We start from the raw sequence: 18731 nt of genomic DNA on the forward strand, positions 1-18731 counted from the left end.
AGAAGTAGAATATTGTCCGAACTTACGTATCTAGATGATTTCTATAATCAAGAAACCGAATTATAGATCGTAATTTGCGATCTATAATTCGGTTTCTTATTTGCTCATTTTTTAAACATAGCAATTATAAATTTGATTATACTAGTTAATATAATTGAATGGATTTACTGGATTCTTGTAGCCACCTGGGTGAATTTCGAAATGCAGATGTACACCTGTTGAATTACCAGTATTACCCATAACTCCTATTTTGTCACCCTGTGATACAGTTTGTCCTGTTGAAACTGACATACTGTTTAAATGTGCATATAGAGTAGTAAAGGTTTGTCCGTTTACGTGATGTGTAATCATTACTGTATTACCATAGCCACTTAAAACGCCAGCTTGATAAACAACTCCATCAGCAGAAGCCATAATATTTCGATCTCCAGCGTTAGAAGCTCCAAAATCTGTACCAGTATGTGGTCTTACTTCATTAAAAATAGGATGCATGCGATCTGGATTAAATCCAGATGTAACTGGTCCTGTAGTTGGTCGAATGAAGTCTCCACTAGGAACAGAACTACCCCCTCCAGATGATGCTGTTGAGTTATTATCTTGGTTAGAGGCTTTTTGTTCTTCTTCCTCTTTTTTCTTAAGGTTTGCTTGTTTCTCTTGAGCTAATTTTATCGCTTGTTCTTTAGCAGCAGCTTCATCAGAAATAAGTTGTTGTTCCTCTTCTGCTGAAAGTTTGATTTCTTCTAGCTCTTCGTGTTCATCCACTAACTCTGCCATCAGTGTTTCTTTTTCTGCAACTTGATCATTTAATTTATCTTTTAATGCGAGCAGCTCATCATGCTGTCCTTCTAGAGATTTCTTCTTCTCTTCAACAGTAAGCTTCTTCTCTTCAACTTCCTCTTTACTAGCTACAACTTCTTTTTTATTTTCTTCTAAAGTCTGTTTATCTCTTTCTTGTTCTTCCATTATTTCTTTATCCTGGTCCATAATGGTGTTTACTGCGGTACTTCGAGAAATAAAGTCTCCAAAGCTAGATGCACCAAAAATAACTTCTAAATATTTGATATCTCCACCATTTTGTTGAATAGAGAGTAGGCGATTCTTCAATAATTCGTCTCGCTTTTCAATCCGCTCTTTTAAAAGTTTAATTTCTTCCTCTAGTTCTTTCATCCGTTCTTTTAATTCTTCAACTTTTTCTGTAAGACTATTAATTTCATCATTTGTATTATCAATTTCTGTTTGTTTCGTTTCAATTTGCTTTTGTGTATCCTCTAATTCTGAATCAATACTGTTAATCTCAGTCTCTACTGAGTTTTGTTCTTTTTTATTTTCTTGCATTTTGCTCTCAGTATCTTTCTTAGAGTCCTCAATTTCTTGTCTTTCTTTTTCTAAATTCGATTTTTCTTTTTCAAGATCTTCAATTTGTTTTTGAACATCACCTGCAGATTCAGCAGAAACGAATAAATTTTGTCCAAATACAGTGAATGTTAATAAAGTAATAACTAGAATGGAAGTTATCTTTTTCAATCGTATTTCCCCCTCTGCTTGGAATTCGTCATCATCTATCAGACTTTTAAGAACTTACGTACACTCATTACGCTTCCCCATACACCAATTACAGCACCAATTAGAAGTACCATTCCAGCTAATTGCCAAGCAAATGGATTAAATGGTAATAATTCCACAAATGGAATTGTTATAGAGTCATTAAAATTAGTGTATATATAGTAATAACCACTCAATATTACAGTAATCGGTATGATTGATCCGAGAATACCGAGCAAAGCTCCTTCAATAAAAAATGGCCAACGAATAAAACTATTTTTAGCGCCCACTAGTTTTTGAATGCCTATTTCTGTACTACGTGCAATAATTGTGATTTTGATAGTATTTGAGATTAGGAATATAGCAGTAAATACAAGAGCTACAATCAAACCTAATCCAATTGTCCTTGCATAACTATTAAACTCGAACAATTTTTGTACTACATCTTGTCCATATAGAACCTCATCTACATAATTTAAAGATTCAATTTGTGAAGCAATTTGCTCCGTTTGTTCAGGTGTCATTGGATCAACATAATATGTATGGTGTAATGGATTATCTTGTTCGAACATTCCCCAAGCTTCTCCTTCTTCTCCCATACTATCCATCAACTTCGATAATTCATCATCTCTTGATGAAAATTGTACTTTTTCAACACCATCTATTTGTTTTAATTCTTCCCCTAACTCAACAATCTGCTGTTCATCTGCAGTACGGTCTATTATCGTACTGATTTGAACGTCTTCTTCGATATTAGTTGCCATTTGATCTAAATTTAACACTAGTGCTAAAAATACAGCTACAAGTATCAAAGTTGTTGTAACAGCAGCTACTGACGCAAACGTCATCCAACCATTTCTAAATATATTTTTTATTCCTTCACGGATATGTCTCATTAACGTTCTAAACTTCATAGCCGTATTCACCTCGTTGTTCGTCTCTCGCGATGACTCCATCTTCAAACGCAATTACACGTTTCTTCTTCCTGTCTACGATTTCTTTACTATGTGTGGCCATGATTATTGTAGTACCTCTTGCATTTATTTCTTCAAACAATTCCATAATTTCCCATGACGTTTCTGGGTCTAGGTTACCAGTTGGCTCATCGGCAATTACAATTCTAGGTTTGTTCACAATAGCTCTAGCAATAGACACTCGTTGTTGTTCCCCGCCAGATAATTCAGTTGGGATCATTCTAGCTTTATTCTTTAAACCTACCATTTCTAAAACTTCCATAACCTGTTTACGTATAACTTTAGGAGATTCTTCAATTACCTCCAATGCAAATGCAACATTTTCATATGCTGTCAATTTGGGTAGTAATTTAAAATCCTGGAAAATTACTCCAATATCTCTGCGTAAAAAAGGAACATGCTTTTCTTTCAGATCGCTTAAATCTTTTTCACCTATAATTATTTTCCCTTTAGAGGGCTTTTCTTCTCGATACATTAATTTAATGAAGGTTGATTTACCTGCCCCACTTGGGCCAACTATGTATACAAATTCGCCTTGATCGATATTAATATTAATACCATTCAATGCAGTTACACCATTTTTATATGTTTTATATATATCTTGCATTAGTATCATTGGAATACTCACCTTTATCATTTTTGTTAAAACAAAAGCTAGTCCATTTGTAACTAAAAACTAGCCGAACACTAATTAATTATAACATTTATCTACAAAATTTTTAGGACAATCATATTACATTTTCATTTCAATTCGACATATTATGTAACATTTATACAAAAAAATAGACCAGCCTCCCGATAATAATCGGTTGGATGATCTATAATACCTATTATTGATTTTATTGCTCTGAAAGCCAATTTGTTAATTCTTCTAGGTTCTGTCCTTCAACATTCATTGGCGGCATACTTCCTTTACCTTCTGTAACAATTTCTGCTATTTCATCTTGAGAGTATTTAGAACCAACATCAACTAATGATGGACCTCCTCTACCTGATAAATCATTTGCATGACAGGATGCACAATTATTGCGGAAGACTTCTTCACCTGGTTCAAGATTCTCAGTAGCAGTATCATTATCAGCATTACCACATGCCCCCAATGTCAATATAACTCCTAACAACATTGCAACAAGCCACTTTTTCATATAACTCCCTCTTTTCAACAAATATGTATAGTATCATTATAGCCTTTTTGTTATATAAAAAAACAAGTAAATTAATAATGAAACATCTATACTTATTGTTGTGTATAGGATTGAAGAAGTTTATGGCAAATTTATGAAAAGATGGGATAACTTAGGAAGAACTTGTTATATCCATTTTTTCGTCAGTTTTTTACTTAAAAATTCTTAATCCATTTGTGAACGAAGATAAGCATCAATGAAAGGATTTATATCTCCATCCATAACCGCCTGTGTATTACCAGTCTCTTTGTCTGTTCGATGGTCTTTCACCATAGAATATGGGTGGAATACATACGATCTAATTTGACTTCCCCAGCCAATTTCCTTTTGTTCTCCGCGTATATCATCTAATTCTTGCCTTTGCTTTTCAACTTCTAATTGATATAGTTTGGATTTCAACATCTTCATTGCCGCTTCTCTATTTTTTATTTGAGAACGTTCATTTTGACAAGTAACAATGATGTTTGTAGGTAGGTGAGTAATTCGAACAGCAGAATCAGTTGTATTTACATGCTGTCCACCCGCACCACTTGCACGATACGTATCTACTTTAATATCCTCTGTTCTAATATCAATATCGACATCATCTGACATTTCCGGTGTAACATCACATGAAACAAATGAAGTGTGTCTTCTACCAGAAGAATCAAATGGGGAGATTCGTACTAGACGATGTACTCCTTTTTCTGCTTTTAAATATCCATAGGCATTATGGCCTTTAATGATCAACGTGACGCTTTTCAGACCAGCTTCATCACCTGGCAAATAATCCAACGTTTCCACTTTAAAATTACGTTCTTCTGCCCAGCGCTGATACATTCTAAGTAACATGCTAGCCCAATCCTGAGATTCTGTACCTCCGGCGCCTGGGTGCAGTTCTAGAATAGCATTGTTTGCATCATACGGTTCACTTAGTAATAACTGTAACTCAAATTGGTTTACATCTGTTATAAACTGTTGAAGCTCAGCATCTAAATCAGCAAATAGTTCTTGGTCATTTTCTTCTTTAACTAACTCATAAGAAACTTCTAGGTTTTCTAGATTCTCTTCTATTGTTTCAAATCCATTAACATATTCTTTGATACCATTTGTCTCTTGTATTACACTTTGAGCCTTATTTTGGTCATCCCAAAAAGAAGGATCTGCCATTTCTGCTTCTAACTCAGCAATTCTAGCCTTTTTGACATCTAAGTCAAAGAGACCCCCTAAAATCTTCAACTCGTGAAGCTATTTTATTCAATTCTTGTCTAATCTCCGTTAATTCCACTTATATCTCTCCTTAAAATAATCACAGAATAGCCTCCTAATGTATTCAATTACACCGGAGGCTTTACAATTACATTTTGGTTACTCACTATTATTGACCGTGGCAGTTTTTATACTTTTTACCACTTCCGCACGGACAAGGATCATTCCTTTTTACCGTATTGGATTTCACTACCGGTTTCTTTGTTTTCTTCTTACCGCTATCTTCTCCGCCAGAAACTGCTTGTGTATTTTTCACCACTTCTTGTCGTTGCAGGTTTTCACGGATTTGTGCCTTCATGATGTACTTAGCAACTTCATCTTCAATGTTTGCTACCATTTCTTCAAACATCGAGAAGCCTTCCATCTGATATTCACGTAAAGGATCATTTTGCCCATAAGCTCTTAAATGAATACCCTGTCTTAGTTGATCCATCTGATCAATATGATCCATCCATTTTGAATCAACAGTACGTAGCAGAATAACTTTTTCAAATTCACGGAACTGTTCTGGTGTTAGCTCCTGCTCTTTTGCATCATATTTCTCTTTTACTTTTTTCATAAGAAGTTCTGTAATTTCATTTGCTTCTTTATCTTTTAAATCATCTGTATGAATAGTATCTGGATCAAATAAATTGCCATTGGAATATTCTATAATCGCTTCCAGGTTCCAATTTTCTTCATCACTGTCTTGTGTATGTGTAGCAACTACACGCTCTATCGACGATTGAATCATGTTTTCAATGATCTCTCTTAGATCACTATTATCGTCAATAACTTCAAATCGCTGTTTATAAATAATCTCACGCTGTTCACGCAATACATCATCATAAGATAGAATTGTTTTACGAGCATCAAAGTTATTTCCTTCTACGCGTTTTTGTGCTGATTCCACTGCTCTTGACACCATTTTACTCTCGATAGGTTGTGAATCGTCCATTCCAAGACGCTCCATCATTGATTTTAAATTATCTGAGCCAAATCTACGCATTAATTCATCTTCCATAGAAAGGAAAAATTGAGATATACCAGGATCTCCTTGTCGTCCAGAACGTCCTCGAAGCTGATTATCGATCCTTCGGGATTCATGACGTTCTGTCCCGATGACGGCCAAACCACCAAGTTCTTTAACACCATCACCAAGTTTAATATCTGTCCCACGTCCAGCCATATTGGTAGCAATTGTCACTGATCCTCTTTGCCCGGCATGTTCAATAATATCTGCTTCTCTAAAGTGATTTTTCGCATTTAAAACCTCATGTTTAACTCCTGCACGTTTTAACAATTTAGAGATTAACTCAGAGGTTTCTACTGCAACAGTACCTACTAATACTGGTTGTCCATTTTCATACCGTTCTTTAATATTTTCCACAACAGCACGGAACTTGCCTTCCATGGACTTATAAATTAAATCTGCTCTATCCTCACGAGCAATAGGTAAGTTGGTAGGAATTGCGATAACATCCATATTATATATATTCCTAAACTCTTCTTCTTCTGTTTTGGCAGTACCAGTCATTCCTGATAATTTATTATACATTCGGAAATAGTTCTGGAAAGTAATAGATGCTAACGTCATACTTTCATTTTGAATTTGCAATCCTTCTTTTGCCTCTATGGCTTGATGAAGTCCGTCACTATAACGACGTCCTTTCATCTTTCTTCCTGTGAACTGATCAATAATAACCACTTCATCTTCTTCAACCATATAATCCGTATCACGATGCATCGATACATGTGCTTTCAATGCTTGATTTATATGGTGCGTCAACGAAACATGATCTAAATCAAATAGATTTTCAATCGAAAAGTAGTTTTCAGCCTTATTTATTCCTTCTTCTGTTAGCTGAACTCCTTTTGTTTTCTCGTCATAGGTATAATCATTCTCTTTATTTAACGTTCTTACAAATCCATCTGCCTGCTGATATAACGCTGCAGATTTCTTCGCAGAACCAGAAATAATTAATGGTGTACGAGCTTCGTCTATGAGAATAGAGTCTACCTCATCAATAATTGCAAAATTTAAAGGTCGCTGTACCATTTGCTCTTTGTATAAGACCATATTATCACGCAAATAATCAAAGCCAAATTCGTTATTTGTTCCGTAGGTAATGTCTGCTAGATAAGCTTCACGTTTTTCATCTTTTGAAAGGCCATTATGATTAAAACCTACTGTTATACCAAGAAAATCAAATAATAACCCATTATCTTTCGCATCACGTTCTGCTAAGTAATCATTAACAGTGATAATGTGTACACCTTCATCTGTTAATGCATTCAAGTATGCGGGCATCGTGGAAGCAAGTGTTTTACCTTCCCCTGTTTTCATTTCAGAAATATTACCTTCATGCAAGGCAATCGCACCCAATAACTGTGTACGGAAAGGACGCATGCCAAGTACACGTTTAGAAGCTTCTCGAACTAGTGCATAAACTTCTATTAATAGGTCATTCAAAGATTCTCCATTTTTATAACGTGTCTTAAACTCTTCCGTTTTATTTTTAAAATCTATATCCTCTAGCTTCTCCATTTCAGGTTCTAACTGTTCAATTAAATCTACTTGTTTTTCTAATCGTTTTAATTGTTTTTGGTTACCATCACCAAATATTTTGGTCAAAATGCCTGCCATATCTAACGCTCCTCAATAATTTCAATCATTGAATTTTCTATATGATACCATTCTTATCATAACACTTTATAAACTGATGTGACAACTAAGCAGTAGGTGAATAGTACTTGAATGTTATTATGCACAAAAAAATAGAGAGATAGGATTCTATCACCTCTATAGAAGTGGGAAGTATTGCGAGGTAGTTGACAAGGGGAACCGATTTTTAAATAGGAAGTTTCTCTTTATTATGAGGGGAGATTTCGGAAACTTTTTTGTTTGTAGTGGCAATGATTCGAAGTAATTGAATTACCGCTTCCTCTTGTTTATCTAGTCGTTGAGCTAATTCATGAAGTAATTGGCGTTCACTTTCACTCAACTTCTCACCCCCTTTTCAACGTTTATTCATTTATATCACGTATATCATTTATTTCAAAACAGTGATTTTTCTATTTGATCGAGTAGAAATGGAACGAACTGATTATAAGTATGTAAAACCATCACTTGAAAAACTTCAAATCATAGTTTCCTATAAAAAACTCCCTTTAAAACAACATTTTCATTTTTTGTTCGACATATTTTGACAATGCATTCGTAAATATTTAAAAAAGCTTGGGACAAAATTTATGTCCCAAGCTAATATCTCTATATAATTACGTTTTTTTAAACATGTGGTTCTATCAAACCGTATTTCCCATCTCTACGTCTATAAACAACATTCGTTTCACCAGAATCGTCATTGGTAAATACGAAGAACTCATGTCCTAACATGTCCATTTGTAAGATCGCTTCTTCGGAGTCCATCGGTTTTAAATTAAATCTTTTTGTACGAACAATTTCTAATTGATTTTCATCTTCTTCATCTTCAGCTAGTCTAGCTTCTTTTTCCATTTCTGCAAAAGCATGTTTAGGAGAACCATTTTGTCTGAACTTACGATTTATTTTTGTTTTATGCTTACGAATTTGTCTTTCTAACTTATCAACGACTAAATCCACTGCGGCATAGAGATCAATATGCTGTACCTCTCCTCGGAGAAGCAAATTGGTCATAGGAATCGTAACTTCGATTCGTTGTTCATCATTGTAGACACTTAAATTGACATGTACATCCGTATTTGGAGCTGAATCAAAATATCTTTCTAGTTTACTAATTTTTTTCTCAACATATTCTTTGATTGCTCCAGTAACTTCAATATTTTCGCCTCGAATATTAAACTTCATACAAGTGTCCTCCTCTTATACTTTATATATTTATTATATCACTATATCACAAACATCTCTTCTCTAAACTTGTTTTTTATTACACCGTTACAAATTTTTGATAACTGTTTGATGATAATAATGCCAATACAACATACAAGAGAAAGGAATGTCAATTAACTCTAATTTTATTCGAGACGAAAACGAATTATGATAGTAAAATAATAGCGAAGGAATATAAATAACTGCTTTAGCAAAGGCCTAGATGAACCCTGGATTTTATGCATCGGGGCTCACCTAGGCCTTCTTCTCACAGATTAAAAGTATGGTTAGCTATTATCCTATAAGATTATTTTTTATTATCCATAAAATATCCGTCGCTGGATTGTACATGTTGATAAGGATTAGTATATGAATTATTGAATTTCTTTTTCTTCTTCATTAGTTTTAACTCTACTTTGATTTGATCAAATATTACATTCATTTTCATTTCAATCTGTTGATTAAGTTTCACAACCTCTATTCCTAAAGCTTCTTCTTCAATACTGTATGGTTGTGTTAAATCTTGTAATATTTGCTCTCGTTCTTCTATTTTCTGTTGTAACATACCTATTACTTGTTCACGATTTTTATTAGTAATTTCTACATTCAACAGGTGTTGCATACTTTTGGTTATTTTAAAAATAGGTTCCACCCGATTCATTATACAGAAGCACCTTCATTATATTGCTGTTGGCGGTTTTTAATAATAACTTGCTTCCAGGTATCACGAAACTCGGTGACAAATCCTAATACTTCGTCTAATTTAGAAGTATCATTATGAATATTAGCTTCTTTTAACTGGTACTGCATATATTCATACAATGGTAAAATTTGTTTCGATATATCCATTTTCGCATCTAACGTAATCATCAGCTCTTGAATTATGTTTTGTGCTTTTTGAATGTTTTTATTTTTTTCTGCAAAGTTATCTGCTTCCATGTCCTTTTTCGCTTGCTTAATAAATTTCATACAGCCATTATAAAGCATTAAGGTTAATTCTCCGTTTGATGCTGTGTTCACTGAATTATTTTGATAGACTTGATATGCATTGTTAGCTACCATTCGTCTTTCCTCCTTAACTATCCTTGTGCCATTCCAGAACCAAAGTTAGACATTAACATGGACGATTGCTGATTCATCATAGAAATTGCTCTCTCCATTTCGGAGAATTGTCTCCAATATCTTGCCTCTGTTTGCTCTAAACGACGTTCAAAATTTGTAATTCTACTATCAATATCTTTCATACGTTTGCCTAAAGTATAGCTATCCAGTGAAGTATCTGTGACGTTCCCAGCACGCTGACTAATTTGTCCCATTGTTGATTCCACGGCATTTTCTAAGCGATTGATTAAGCCTCTGTCATCGCCTTCGCTACTATTTGAAAATAATTTTTGCACACTTTCAGGATCATCCGTAATTGCTTCTCTTAGAGCGGATTCATCAACAACTAACTTACCACCGTCCATATAATTAGTAGAAGTAGTAATACCGATTTCTGTTAAACTTTTAAATGCTCCATCCCCATTTACAGTGCTATACCAACTCTCACGCATATTAAATAGTCCGTTAGACAATGAAGATTCTCCTTTAAGAAGTCCACTTTTAGCTTTTTCTTCCCAAAGTTCAATTTCTCTTTCCGTCATTTCTTTTTTTTGCTCTTCCGTTAATGGAGGGAAATCACGGTATTTTTCTTCTTGTTGAGAACCATTTATCGTTTCAACAATTTCATTGTATTTATCAACGAATTTCATGATATTCTCAACAGATCCATCTACATCATTATTGACAGTTAAGGTTGCATTTCCGTCAGTTGTATCATAAAACTGAAATGTTACTCCATTTAAAGAATATTGATTATCACGGGATTCAGTTTCGTACGCATTATTGTAGGTGAATTTTGCGTTATCTCCGCCAGTTTCGTTTTCCATTAATAAATTAAATTTACTTGCGAATTGACTACTCTCATTAAATTCAATCTCACTACCTGATTCATTGTACTGACCGGTTCGTGTAGTCTCCATAATGAGTTTATTCGCATTTTCATCATATGACATTCGAATAGGGCTTTCTTTATCATCATTTACTTTTTTCATTAAATCTTTTAATGTATCGCCTTCTTCAATTTTATAAGTATGAGTCTGCTCATTTCCGTCTTTATCAAAAGTAGTAAATTCTACATCTTCGGTAATTCCTTGTTCATGCAAAGTTTTATTTGGGTCAAACTCAACTTCACCTTCACTTACATTTATCGCAGATGTAGCTAACTGGCTCACATTTATCGAGTAAGTCCCATTGGATGCTCCGGCATTTGCTGTAGCTTTTACCGCATCACTTTGAGTAGATGAAATTAATTTCGAGTTATACGTGGAGCTAAGTTTCATATCTAACATCATATTGTCTAATTCAGATAACAATTTATTTACATCCCGAAATGCATCACGTTGCCATTCAAGTTTTGTTTTATCCTGTTCTAATTTGTTTAAAGGTATTCTTTCCGCCTGCATCAAATCTTTAATAATTGATTCTGTGTCTATTCCACTGGCCAATCCGCCTATTCGCATATCCTCACACCCTTAAATTTTCTCATCAATTAAAAATCCCATAAATTCTGCTAGCTCAGCGTACATATCTAGCATTTTCTTTGGAGGTATTTCTTTAATAACCTCGCTGGTCTCTGAATCTACTACTGTTACATAATATCGTTCTAATTTTTCATGCATTTCAAATTTGAGATTTCTTCTAATTGGTTTTAACAGTTCATTCATGTGATCTACTGCGTCTTCTAGATCTACTTTGTTTACGATTTTTTCAGCATATCCACCCTGTGTTTGATGACTGTTTTCATTTGTTATACTTTTTGTTTGGGATAATGCAACTTTATTTGTTGGTATATCAACAACAGCTGGTTTACTAGCTCCAATATTATTCACTGTCATTGTAGTTACACTCCTCATTGATTTATTTATATATCGGTCAAATCAAGTTTTGTTTTAAGATGTATTTATGAATTATTATTTTTTAAAAATTGAAGTAAATTTTTATCTATGATGGCAGCTTCGTTGTTTTGATTCGTAATATCTACATATATTTCTTTTCGATAAATATCAACTGATTTTGGAGCACGAATTCCTAATTTAACTTGCTCTCCTTCAATTGCAATTACTTCAATCTCTATATCTTCCCCAATTTGAATAGCTTCACTTTGTTTTCGTGTTAGTACAAGCATTATTCTCCCTCCTTTAGTGGAGGCGATTGTATAGAAGCTTGAGAAGAGTATTCATCTAGATTCAGTACATATTGCTTCGCTAGTTGCTTTTTCATATTAATGACAATCGGTGCTTTTAAATTAATCGTACTTTTATGGAATGGTTCTTTTAATGTCATAATCGCGAAGACAGCAACATCTTCTTGGGATGTTATTTGTAAGGATTCGATCGTATAATCATCTAGTTCAAACGTATATGAAGTATAGATTTGATATGGATCGGTAATTACGAAAGCAAGATTCGGATTATGTACGGACTGTAATACATGAAACATAGGATTCTCTGGAATTTCTAAGATGACAAACTCTTTTTCCTCCGCAAATCCTGGTAATCCTGCTGGGAATTGAAGGATCTTTTTTACATCAATATCAATGCTTCCTAAATAACTAGACTCAATTTGCATCAAAAAACACCTCATTCTAGGCTTCTAGCCAAATATCTAATTCTGGTTGTTGTTTTAAAGAAATCTCCACATCTCCTGATTGATAGGAAATTTGTGGTTGGTTCACCTTCGCTTGTATAATTGGTTCATTTCTTCGTACGGTTATATTTACTTCTGCAGGCTGATAATCTGTCTTCACAGAAAATGCAGAAGGAATAAACTTAATTCCTAATGACTTGTATGGCTCGTAAGCGTTTATTATACTTTGCTGTTGAATTGGATTGGATTGTTGCTCAATCTTCATTAATTGATTTCCTTGACGGGCTCTTCTAGCAATTCCATTCATTACTTCTTGTTTACCTTCTGCAGCAATTTTTTCTGTACGGCGCAATATCCCCATTAAATTCATATCTTCCCAAGCCTTTGATTGATCAATCGTCATTTTACTTGGGGTTGTTTGAATTTTTAATTCTGCTTTAGGTTGTTTAATCGTTAGTTCTGCTTGGGGTTGTGAAATAAGTTGCTTGGCATTATTTGTCTTTATTGCAATTTGTCCTAACTGGGAACGCATTTGTAATTGCGGAATTTGCATGTAGTTCACCCTTTCAAACTATCATTTTTTCATTCATATTACCTAAAATTTTCGATAAAAGGCCCTGTACCTTTTGGCCAGGGCCTTACCATTATCTTAGGAAATCAAGTAAAGAAGGTTGAATAATGCGTGAACCAGCTGATAGAGCTGCACGATGAAGACTTTCCTGAGTAATTAGTTTCGTGATTGTTTCTGCATAATCTGCATCTTCATTATCTGACATGGTTTGTGTTGCAACGATCTCTTGCTCAGATAATCGATTTTCAATAAGCTCTAATCGATTCATTCGTGCACCTAACTCAGCGCGTGAATTAATGATTTGATTAATCCCTGTATCTAATTCCCCTATACTTTCATCTAAATTCTCTCCACTTTCCAGGTTATCAATAAAATTATCGACTGCTGTAAATAAATCTGGGTCGCCACCGAAAGCTTCTCCACCGTCAACATTTGCTTTAATTTTAGTTCCAGCAGATACTTCGATCACGACATCACTATCCTGAAATTCAGTTGTAATATTACCATCTTCATCCACAGTAACTGGAGGTGTATCCGTATTTGTACCATTAAAAATATATTTACCATTTACATTCGTATTTGCAATATCCGTAAGATGTCCTTTTAATTCATTCGCTTCTTGAAGAATACTTTGTAATTCATCTTCACTATTCGTTCCATTATTAGCTTTCACAGCTAACTCTCGTAATCGTTGCATTGCGGATGTAGCTTGATCTAATGCAGAATCTGAATTATCCATCCAATTGTTCACTTCAGATGTGTTTCGTTGATATTGTTCCACACGAACCAGCTCTGAACGATACCCAATACCTTTCATTGCAACAACGGGATCATCAGAAGGTTTGGTGATTTTTTTTCCTGTGTATAGCTGCTCCATATATTTGTTCATTTGAGCATTACTATTGGTTAAATTTCTTAACATATTATTCGATAGCATCGACTGAGTAACACGCATTTAAATCCCTACCTTCCTACTAACCCCATACGATTAATTATTGTATCTATCATTTCATCCATAGTGGTCATTCCTCTTGCTGCAGCATTATAAGCATGTTGGAATTTGATCATATTTGACATCTCTTCATCAAGGGAGACTGCACTTATTGAAAGACGTTGGTTTTCCACTTGATGCTGCAATGTCATTGTGTTTTCTTGCATTGTATATGCTTGTTCTGATTTAACTCCTAAATCCCCAATGATTGATCCAAAATAATCATTAATGGAGGCTCCATCTAGCAAGTCATTTGGATTGGTAAATATGTCCGCTAGATCACTTGCAAGATCCCCGCTTCCAGCTTCCCCATCAGCGCTAGCATTAATATCTTCATAGTCTTCAAGAATGACCGATATTGCTCCTGCTGCACCTTTTTCATCTGTTAATTCACCAAAGAAAGGAACTCCGGAGTCTCCTTCAGAATGAATCTCATTAAAAGAAGTAGCAATGGAATATGCTAATTCATCTAACCGACTCATCATTTCAGGATAATCTCCAACTCTCTCCCCATCTTCCATATAACCATAGGATTCGACTAGACCGCTCAAACTTCCTTTTGATGATAGGATGCTTTCCCCATTTACTTGAATATCCTCTATAACTGTTAAATCGTTTTCTTCACCTTCGTTATACGTTGGAGCTTCTATATGATTTACTGTACCTTCGACTCCATCTACTAGTGTTGCAATCGAATCTCCGCTATCATTTAACACTTCTACAGTAGCCACTCCATCTGCTCTGTTTTTTGCATGACTATTATCATAGGTAACTTTAATATTTACAATTCCAGATAGCTCATCTAACAAAACATCTCTTTTATCATACAAGTCATTCGCATCATATCCATGCGTTTCCAAATTTTTGATTTGTTCGTTAAGATTATCAATATTGTCAATTAGTGAATTGGCATCCTTTACCGTCGTATCAATCTGATTACTTAAATCTGTACGAATGGTACTCATGGATGAAGAAATATAATTAAATGTATCCGCTAATGCATGACCGCGTTGCAACACAACAGAACGTGCACCAGCATTATCTGGGTTTACCGCTAAATCTTGTAAGGATTGCCAAAACTGATTCATCGTTTTTGATAACCCAGAGTCACTTGGTTCATTCATTACATTTTCCATTCTACTTAGCGCATTTGCTTTTTCTGTCCAATATCCTGAACTATTATTTTCACTCCGAAACTGGTTATCTAAAAATTGGTTGCGAATTCGTTGGACAGATCCAGCTTCTACTCCTGTTCCCATTTGGCCAGGCATATTGGGACGATTTCTAGAAGCATAAGGAAATCCGTTCATTGCTTCTAAATTTACTCTTTGTCTTGTATATCCAGGAGTGTTTGCATTCGATATATTATGACCAGTTGTATATAATGCACTCTGTTGTGCAGCTAATGCTTGTCTTGACATTTCTAACCCATAAAAAGTACCCATAAATTTAGCTCCTTTTTCTTACTAAGCTTTTGAATCGAAGACAGATCTGCTAGCTTCGTTCATACCTTTTTCAGATCCATAATTCATTGTTTTGATAGTTGGATTCATTAAATCTAATGATAATTGAACAAATTTCATCGATTCATTTAGCAATACTTGATTCAATTGCTCTTGTTTTTTTAATTCCTTAATTGTATCCGTTAGAGATGTTGCTATTGTTAATAGCTGTTTTTGTTTGTCTTCTGCTATATAATCAATAATTTCTGAAATAGTAGGGTTTGTTTTTGCTAATCTATGTTCTGCACTCCACTCTTGAACTACCTGCATTCTTTCTTCTTCACATTGTTGTAATTGACGAGCTAGTTTTCTCTCTTTTGCTAATAAAGTTTGAAGTGCATTAACATGACCATCCTTAATTTCGATTGTTTTCTTCTTCGATAGCTCTAATATTTCTTGATGCAACTCTAATAATTTATTTATTTTAGAAATAATTTTTTCCGACAATCTTTATCCCCCTAACATCATTTCTTCCAGAAATCCATCATTTTTTGTGCAGTTTTATCAACATCAACGTTATATTCACCAGCATCAATTTTCTTTTTCAATTCTTCCAGATAAGCAGCTCGCTTCGGGTCACTTGCGCTTTCTTGTAATTGTTTTGCTTTAGAAGATATTTCGATTTGATCTTTTTTATTTGTTTCACTTTTTGGTTCTGTCGTTGGTTGGATGGATTGTTTATAAGGATTAAAATTGGTTGGATTTGGTCCATTTATTTTCATTTTTTTCGCCACCTCTTCCACTAAAAATTATATCGGTATTAAAACGTTTATTCTGTAATTGTATTATTTACCATGTTTATCTATAGCATAAAATGTGTCTACTTTTTTTTCCTTTTTTGAGTTTCTTTCTTCCATTTGCTCATAAGCAGATAAATCTTCTTTAAATTTACCTATACAGTTATCACATAGTTTCCCACTCGAAATTACTGTAAAACAATTCTCACAGGGATAGCCTAAATTAGGAAAGTTTTTCACTTGTAATCTACGTTCTTTTATAAACTTTGTTATTAAAGTTTCTTTCACTTCAGTAGCATCTACAATTTCTGATAATGTTGCTTGTCTATTTTGTCTTACTCTTAGAAACGCATACACTTTTTGAAAAGCCTTTTCTTCCTTTTGGAAACAACTCATACAAATATCGCGAGTTGTCTTCACATAAACAGTGTCGCAACGTACACAATTTGCTAATTCCCCCACTGTTACCTCTCCTCTTAGAATCATAACAAAATCAATTTAATTATGTTTGTTAACGAATAAGTTTTTACGTTTTATCTATTCTTGATTATATCATCGTCACAAATAGGCATTGTGTTAATAGTTATATTAAAAATAAGCAGAATGTCCTAAAATCTTTTCTCAACTTTATCCAATCCACCTATTCCTTAACCTTTATACCTATATCAATACCTAATTTATTCCAAAATTAGCACCCAGCGTTCCATTATGACTTCAACAAAAAAAACAAGTTTAAGACAAATGAATCAAAAGAATATTTAAAACAGATTGGTTTTCACCATTTCTGATTACATTACATCTTTTGAACATACGTTATGTCTCAAACTTGTTTTTCCTAATTACGATTCATTTACTTCATCGATGATACCTTTTAAATAAATTAACAAAGAGAATGCTACAGATTAATACAATAACACTAATCACAACCACCCAAAATTCAAACTTTTGATTTTCGGTTGCATCTTGATTTGTACCTTGCATTCTACCAGGCATTCCTTCTTGCCGCATCCCTGGCATGCCTCCTTCTTGCATATCTGGCATTTCTTCGCCATTTACCTCCGGCATACCACCTTCTTGCATTTGCTCTCCGTTCCGTTGCATACCACCCACACCGTCTTCTAAGTCACCATTCATTTGCGGCATAGCTCCTGCTGCATCATCAGGCATACCACCAGCCGGCATGTTGGATTGCAAACCTTCTCCATTATTATAACTTGCAATTTCACCATCCAATTGTTGTTGTACGTGTTCTAATCGATTTGTTATAAATCCAACCAATCCTGGATAGCCATCAACCTCTTGATCTCCAATATTTGCTGTAAATTCTTCATAGCTATAAAATGCAGTTGGATCATTCTCCACAGCAGTACCGATTAAATTCTCTAGTGAATTCACTCTCTCCTCAAAATTATCTAGTAAATCAACCGTCTCTTGCACATATTGATGATATATTTGTTTGTAATCATCATTAGAGAGTACATAATCGACAAGAGGAAAATTCTCCACTGCTCCGGCGGTTGGTTCATCTATCAATAGTTCCGATGGGTCTGATCCCATCATGCCTGCAAATGACATATTATGATCCCATGGTAAAAACGTGAATTTACCATCCTGCTCATATAAATAATAATTATGACTCATCATCCCCTGATAGCTATCCATATTAGCAACTACAGTACTCACTGCTAAATATCTTAAATATGTGTCAACATCAAAATAATCCTCTACCTTCTCACCAGTATTAAGTCCCTCAATGAAGGATAACAACGAAGTATTCCCTTCTAGTCCGATTTTTAAATTAAGTGAGGTATCCTCTACTTCCATTCCTTCTTCCCAAATAAGGGATGCACCTGAATCAGCTTTATATAGATTTCCTGATGTATCATTAAAATTACGATCTAAATAGTTTTCTTCAATATTTTCAACAGCTAAATAAAACCCATAATGTTCACCATTGACATATACATTGACATAGCTATAATTCGGAGTAGGTAGACCCATTTTTTCCATCAACTCATATGTTAAGTATTCACGCATATATGATGGATCGGCAAAATTATTATTTAAATTGATTTTCGTATATCCTTCTAAATCTTGATCTATATATTCATCAAATTTCAGCTTAAAACTATATCGATCTGATTCAGAACTAGCAACACTACGAAGTGATGAATTTCCTTTCACGCGAACTCCAGTGTTTTCAATTGTTTGTCCATTGTACGTAACTGATGCTACCTGGTATTCTTCTTCCATCGGATTATCTAGCATACTCTGAAAATCCTGCTCATCTAACTCTATATTCACTTCACTTATTTCATCTTGTTGAAAGATCTTATCAGTATTTTGATCAGCTGCAGATGCAGGATTGATTCGATAACTAAACATCGTCATTAACGTGATTGTAAGCAAAATAAACATTTTCTTCCGTCGATTGGTTACCCTCAAAAT

General features: G+C 34.3%; 21 protein-coding genes. All 21 read right to left on the minus strand.

Translation table 11 applies throughout. The features are described from left to right. Positions 1-141 precede the first annotated feature (141 nt). The 21 genes from OB_RS12790 to OB_RS12885 all read right to left on the minus strand — a co-directional run bounded on the left by OB_RS12790 (position 142) and on the right by OB_RS12885 (position 18701). Positions 142-1524: a murein hydrolase activator EnvC family protein gene (locus OB_RS12790; protein ID WP_011066884.1), complete on the minus strand. Its 1383-nt coding sequence runs from the start codon at positions 1522-1524 to the stop codon at positions 142-144. Positions 1525-1562: 38 nt separating this feature from the next. Then, the gene (ftsX, locus tag OB_RS12795; RefSeq protein ID WP_011066885.1) at positions 1563-2456 is read right to left on the minus strand and encodes a permease-like cell division protein FtsX; all 894 of its coding nucleotides are present in this window, start codon (positions 2454-2456) and stop codon (positions 1563-1565) included. Beyond that, positions 2446-3132, minus strand: a complete 687-nt coding sequence (gene ftsE / locus OB_RS12800) for a cell division ATP-binding protein FtsE (protein ID WP_011066886.1) — start codon at positions 3130-3132, stop codon at positions 2446-2448. Before ftsE ends, ftsX begins: the two co-directional genes overlap by 11 nt. A gap of 223 nt (positions 3133-3355) precedes the next feature. Next, positions 3356-3661 carry a c-type cytochrome gene (locus tag OB_RS12805; protein WP_011066887.1) on the minus strand — a complete coding sequence of 102 codons (306 nt, stop codon included), beginning with the start codon at positions 3659-3661 and terminating at the stop codon, positions 3356-3358. 204 nt (positions 3662-3865) lie between these two features. Next, positions 3866-4967 (minus strand): peptide chain release factor 2 gene (gene prfB, locus OB_RS12810; RefSeq protein WP_152023711.1). Its coding sequence is split into 2 segments (ribosomal slippage): positions 3866-4894 and positions 4896-4967, totalling 1101 coding nucleotides; the frame shifts between segments, so codons are not numbered across the junction. Between the two features lie 90 nt (positions 4968-5057). Continuing rightward, positions 5058-7574 carry a preprotein translocase subunit SecA gene (secA, locus tag OB_RS12815; protein WP_011066889.1) on the minus strand — a complete coding sequence of 839 codons (2517 nt, stop codon included), beginning with the start codon at positions 7572-7574 and terminating at the stop codon, positions 5058-5060. Positions 7575-7779: 205 nt separating this feature from the next. Then, positions 7780-7932 carry a hypothetical protein gene (locus tag OB_RS18505; RefSeq protein WP_011066890.1) on the minus strand — a complete coding sequence of 51 codons (153 nt, stop codon included), beginning with the start codon at positions 7930-7932 and terminating at the stop codon, positions 7780-7782. Positions 7933-8216: 284 nt separating this feature from the next. Then, a complete protein-coding gene (hpf, locus tag OB_RS12820; RefSeq protein WP_011066891.1) occupies positions 8217-8774 on the minus strand; it encodes a ribosome hibernation-promoting factor, HPF/YfiA family in 558 nt (185 codons plus the stop codon). A 328-nt stretch (positions 8775-9102) separates the two neighbouring features. Then, positions 9103-9456 carry a flagellar protein FliT gene (locus OB_RS12825; RefSeq protein WP_011066892.1) on the minus strand — a complete coding sequence of 118 codons (354 nt, stop codon included), beginning with the start codon at positions 9454-9456 and terminating at the stop codon, positions 9103-9105. Next, positions 9456-9857: a flagellar export chaperone FliS gene (gene fliS / locus OB_RS12830; RefSeq protein WP_011066893.1), complete on the minus strand. Its 402-nt coding sequence runs from the start codon at positions 9855-9857 to the stop codon at positions 9456-9458. The genes OB_RS12825 and fliS overlap by 1 nt, the downstream gene beginning before the upstream one ends. Before the next feature lie 17 nt (positions 9858-9874). Further along, positions 9875-11356, minus strand: coding sequence for a flagellar hook-associated protein 2 (locus OB_RS12835; protein WP_011066894.1), 1482 nt, complete (start codon positions 11354-11356; stop codon positions 9875-9877). Between the two features lie 12 nt (positions 11357-11368). Beyond that, a complete protein-coding gene (gene flaG, locus OB_RS12840) occupies positions 11369-11731 on the minus strand; it encodes a flagellar protein FlaG (protein ID WP_011066895.1) in 363 nt (120 codons plus the stop codon). 65 nt (positions 11732-11796) lie between these two features. Beyond that, positions 11797-12021, minus strand: coding sequence for a carbon storage regulator CsrA (gene csrA, locus OB_RS12845; protein ID WP_011066896.1), 225 nt, complete (start codon positions 12019-12021; stop codon positions 11797-11799). Beyond that, positions 12021-12464, minus strand: coding sequence for a flagellar assembly protein FliW (fliW, locus tag OB_RS12850; protein ID WP_011066897.1), 444 nt, complete (start codon positions 12462-12464; stop codon positions 12021-12023). Before fliW ends, csrA begins: the two co-directional genes overlap by 1 nt. A 16-nt stretch (positions 12465-12480) precedes the next feature. Next, positions 12481-13035 (minus strand): DUF6470 family protein, encoded by a 555-nt coding sequence (locus OB_RS12855; RefSeq protein WP_011066898.1) that lies wholly within the window; start codon positions 13033-13035, stop codon positions 12481-12483. A 91-nt stretch (positions 13036-13126) separates the two neighbouring features. Further along, positions 13127-14008, minus strand: coding sequence for a flagellar hook-associated protein FlgL (gene flgL / locus OB_RS12860; RefSeq protein WP_011066899.1), 882 nt, complete (start codon positions 14006-14008; stop codon positions 13127-13129). 8 nt (positions 14009-14016) lie between these two features. After that, a complete protein-coding gene (flgK, locus tag OB_RS12865) occupies positions 14017-15489 on the minus strand; it encodes a flagellar hook-associated protein FlgK (protein ID WP_011066900.1) in 1473 nt (490 codons plus the stop codon). A gap of 21 nt (positions 15490-15510) precedes the next feature. Beyond that, positions 15511-15993 (minus strand): flagellar protein FlgN, encoded by a 483-nt coding sequence (locus OB_RS12870; RefSeq protein ID WP_011066901.1) that lies wholly within the window; start codon positions 15991-15993, stop codon positions 15511-15513. Positions 15994-16010: 17 nt separating this feature from the next. Next, positions 16011-16268, minus strand: a complete 258-nt coding sequence (gene flgM / locus OB_RS12875) for a flagellar biosynthesis anti-sigma factor FlgM (protein WP_011066902.1) — start codon at positions 16266-16268, stop codon at positions 16011-16013. A gap of 63 nt (positions 16269-16331) precedes the next feature. Next, entirely contained in the window at positions 16332-16745 is a 414-nt protein-coding gene (locus OB_RS12880) for a TIGR03826 family flagellar region protein (RefSeq protein WP_011066903.1), read from the minus strand. Between the two features lie 393 nt (positions 16746-17138). Then, complete coding sequence (locus OB_RS12885; protein WP_160162355.1) at positions 17139-18701, minus strand: CotH kinase family protein; 1563 nt, start codon at positions 18699-18701, stop codon at positions 17139-17141. Between the last annotated feature and the right edge of the window lie 30 nt (positions 18702-18731).

Source organism: Oceanobacillus iheyensis HTE831 (assembly GCF_000011245.1).
GTDB classification, from domain to species: Bacteria; Bacillota; Bacilli; order Bacillales; family Amphibacillaceae; genus Oceanobacillus; species Oceanobacillus iheyensis.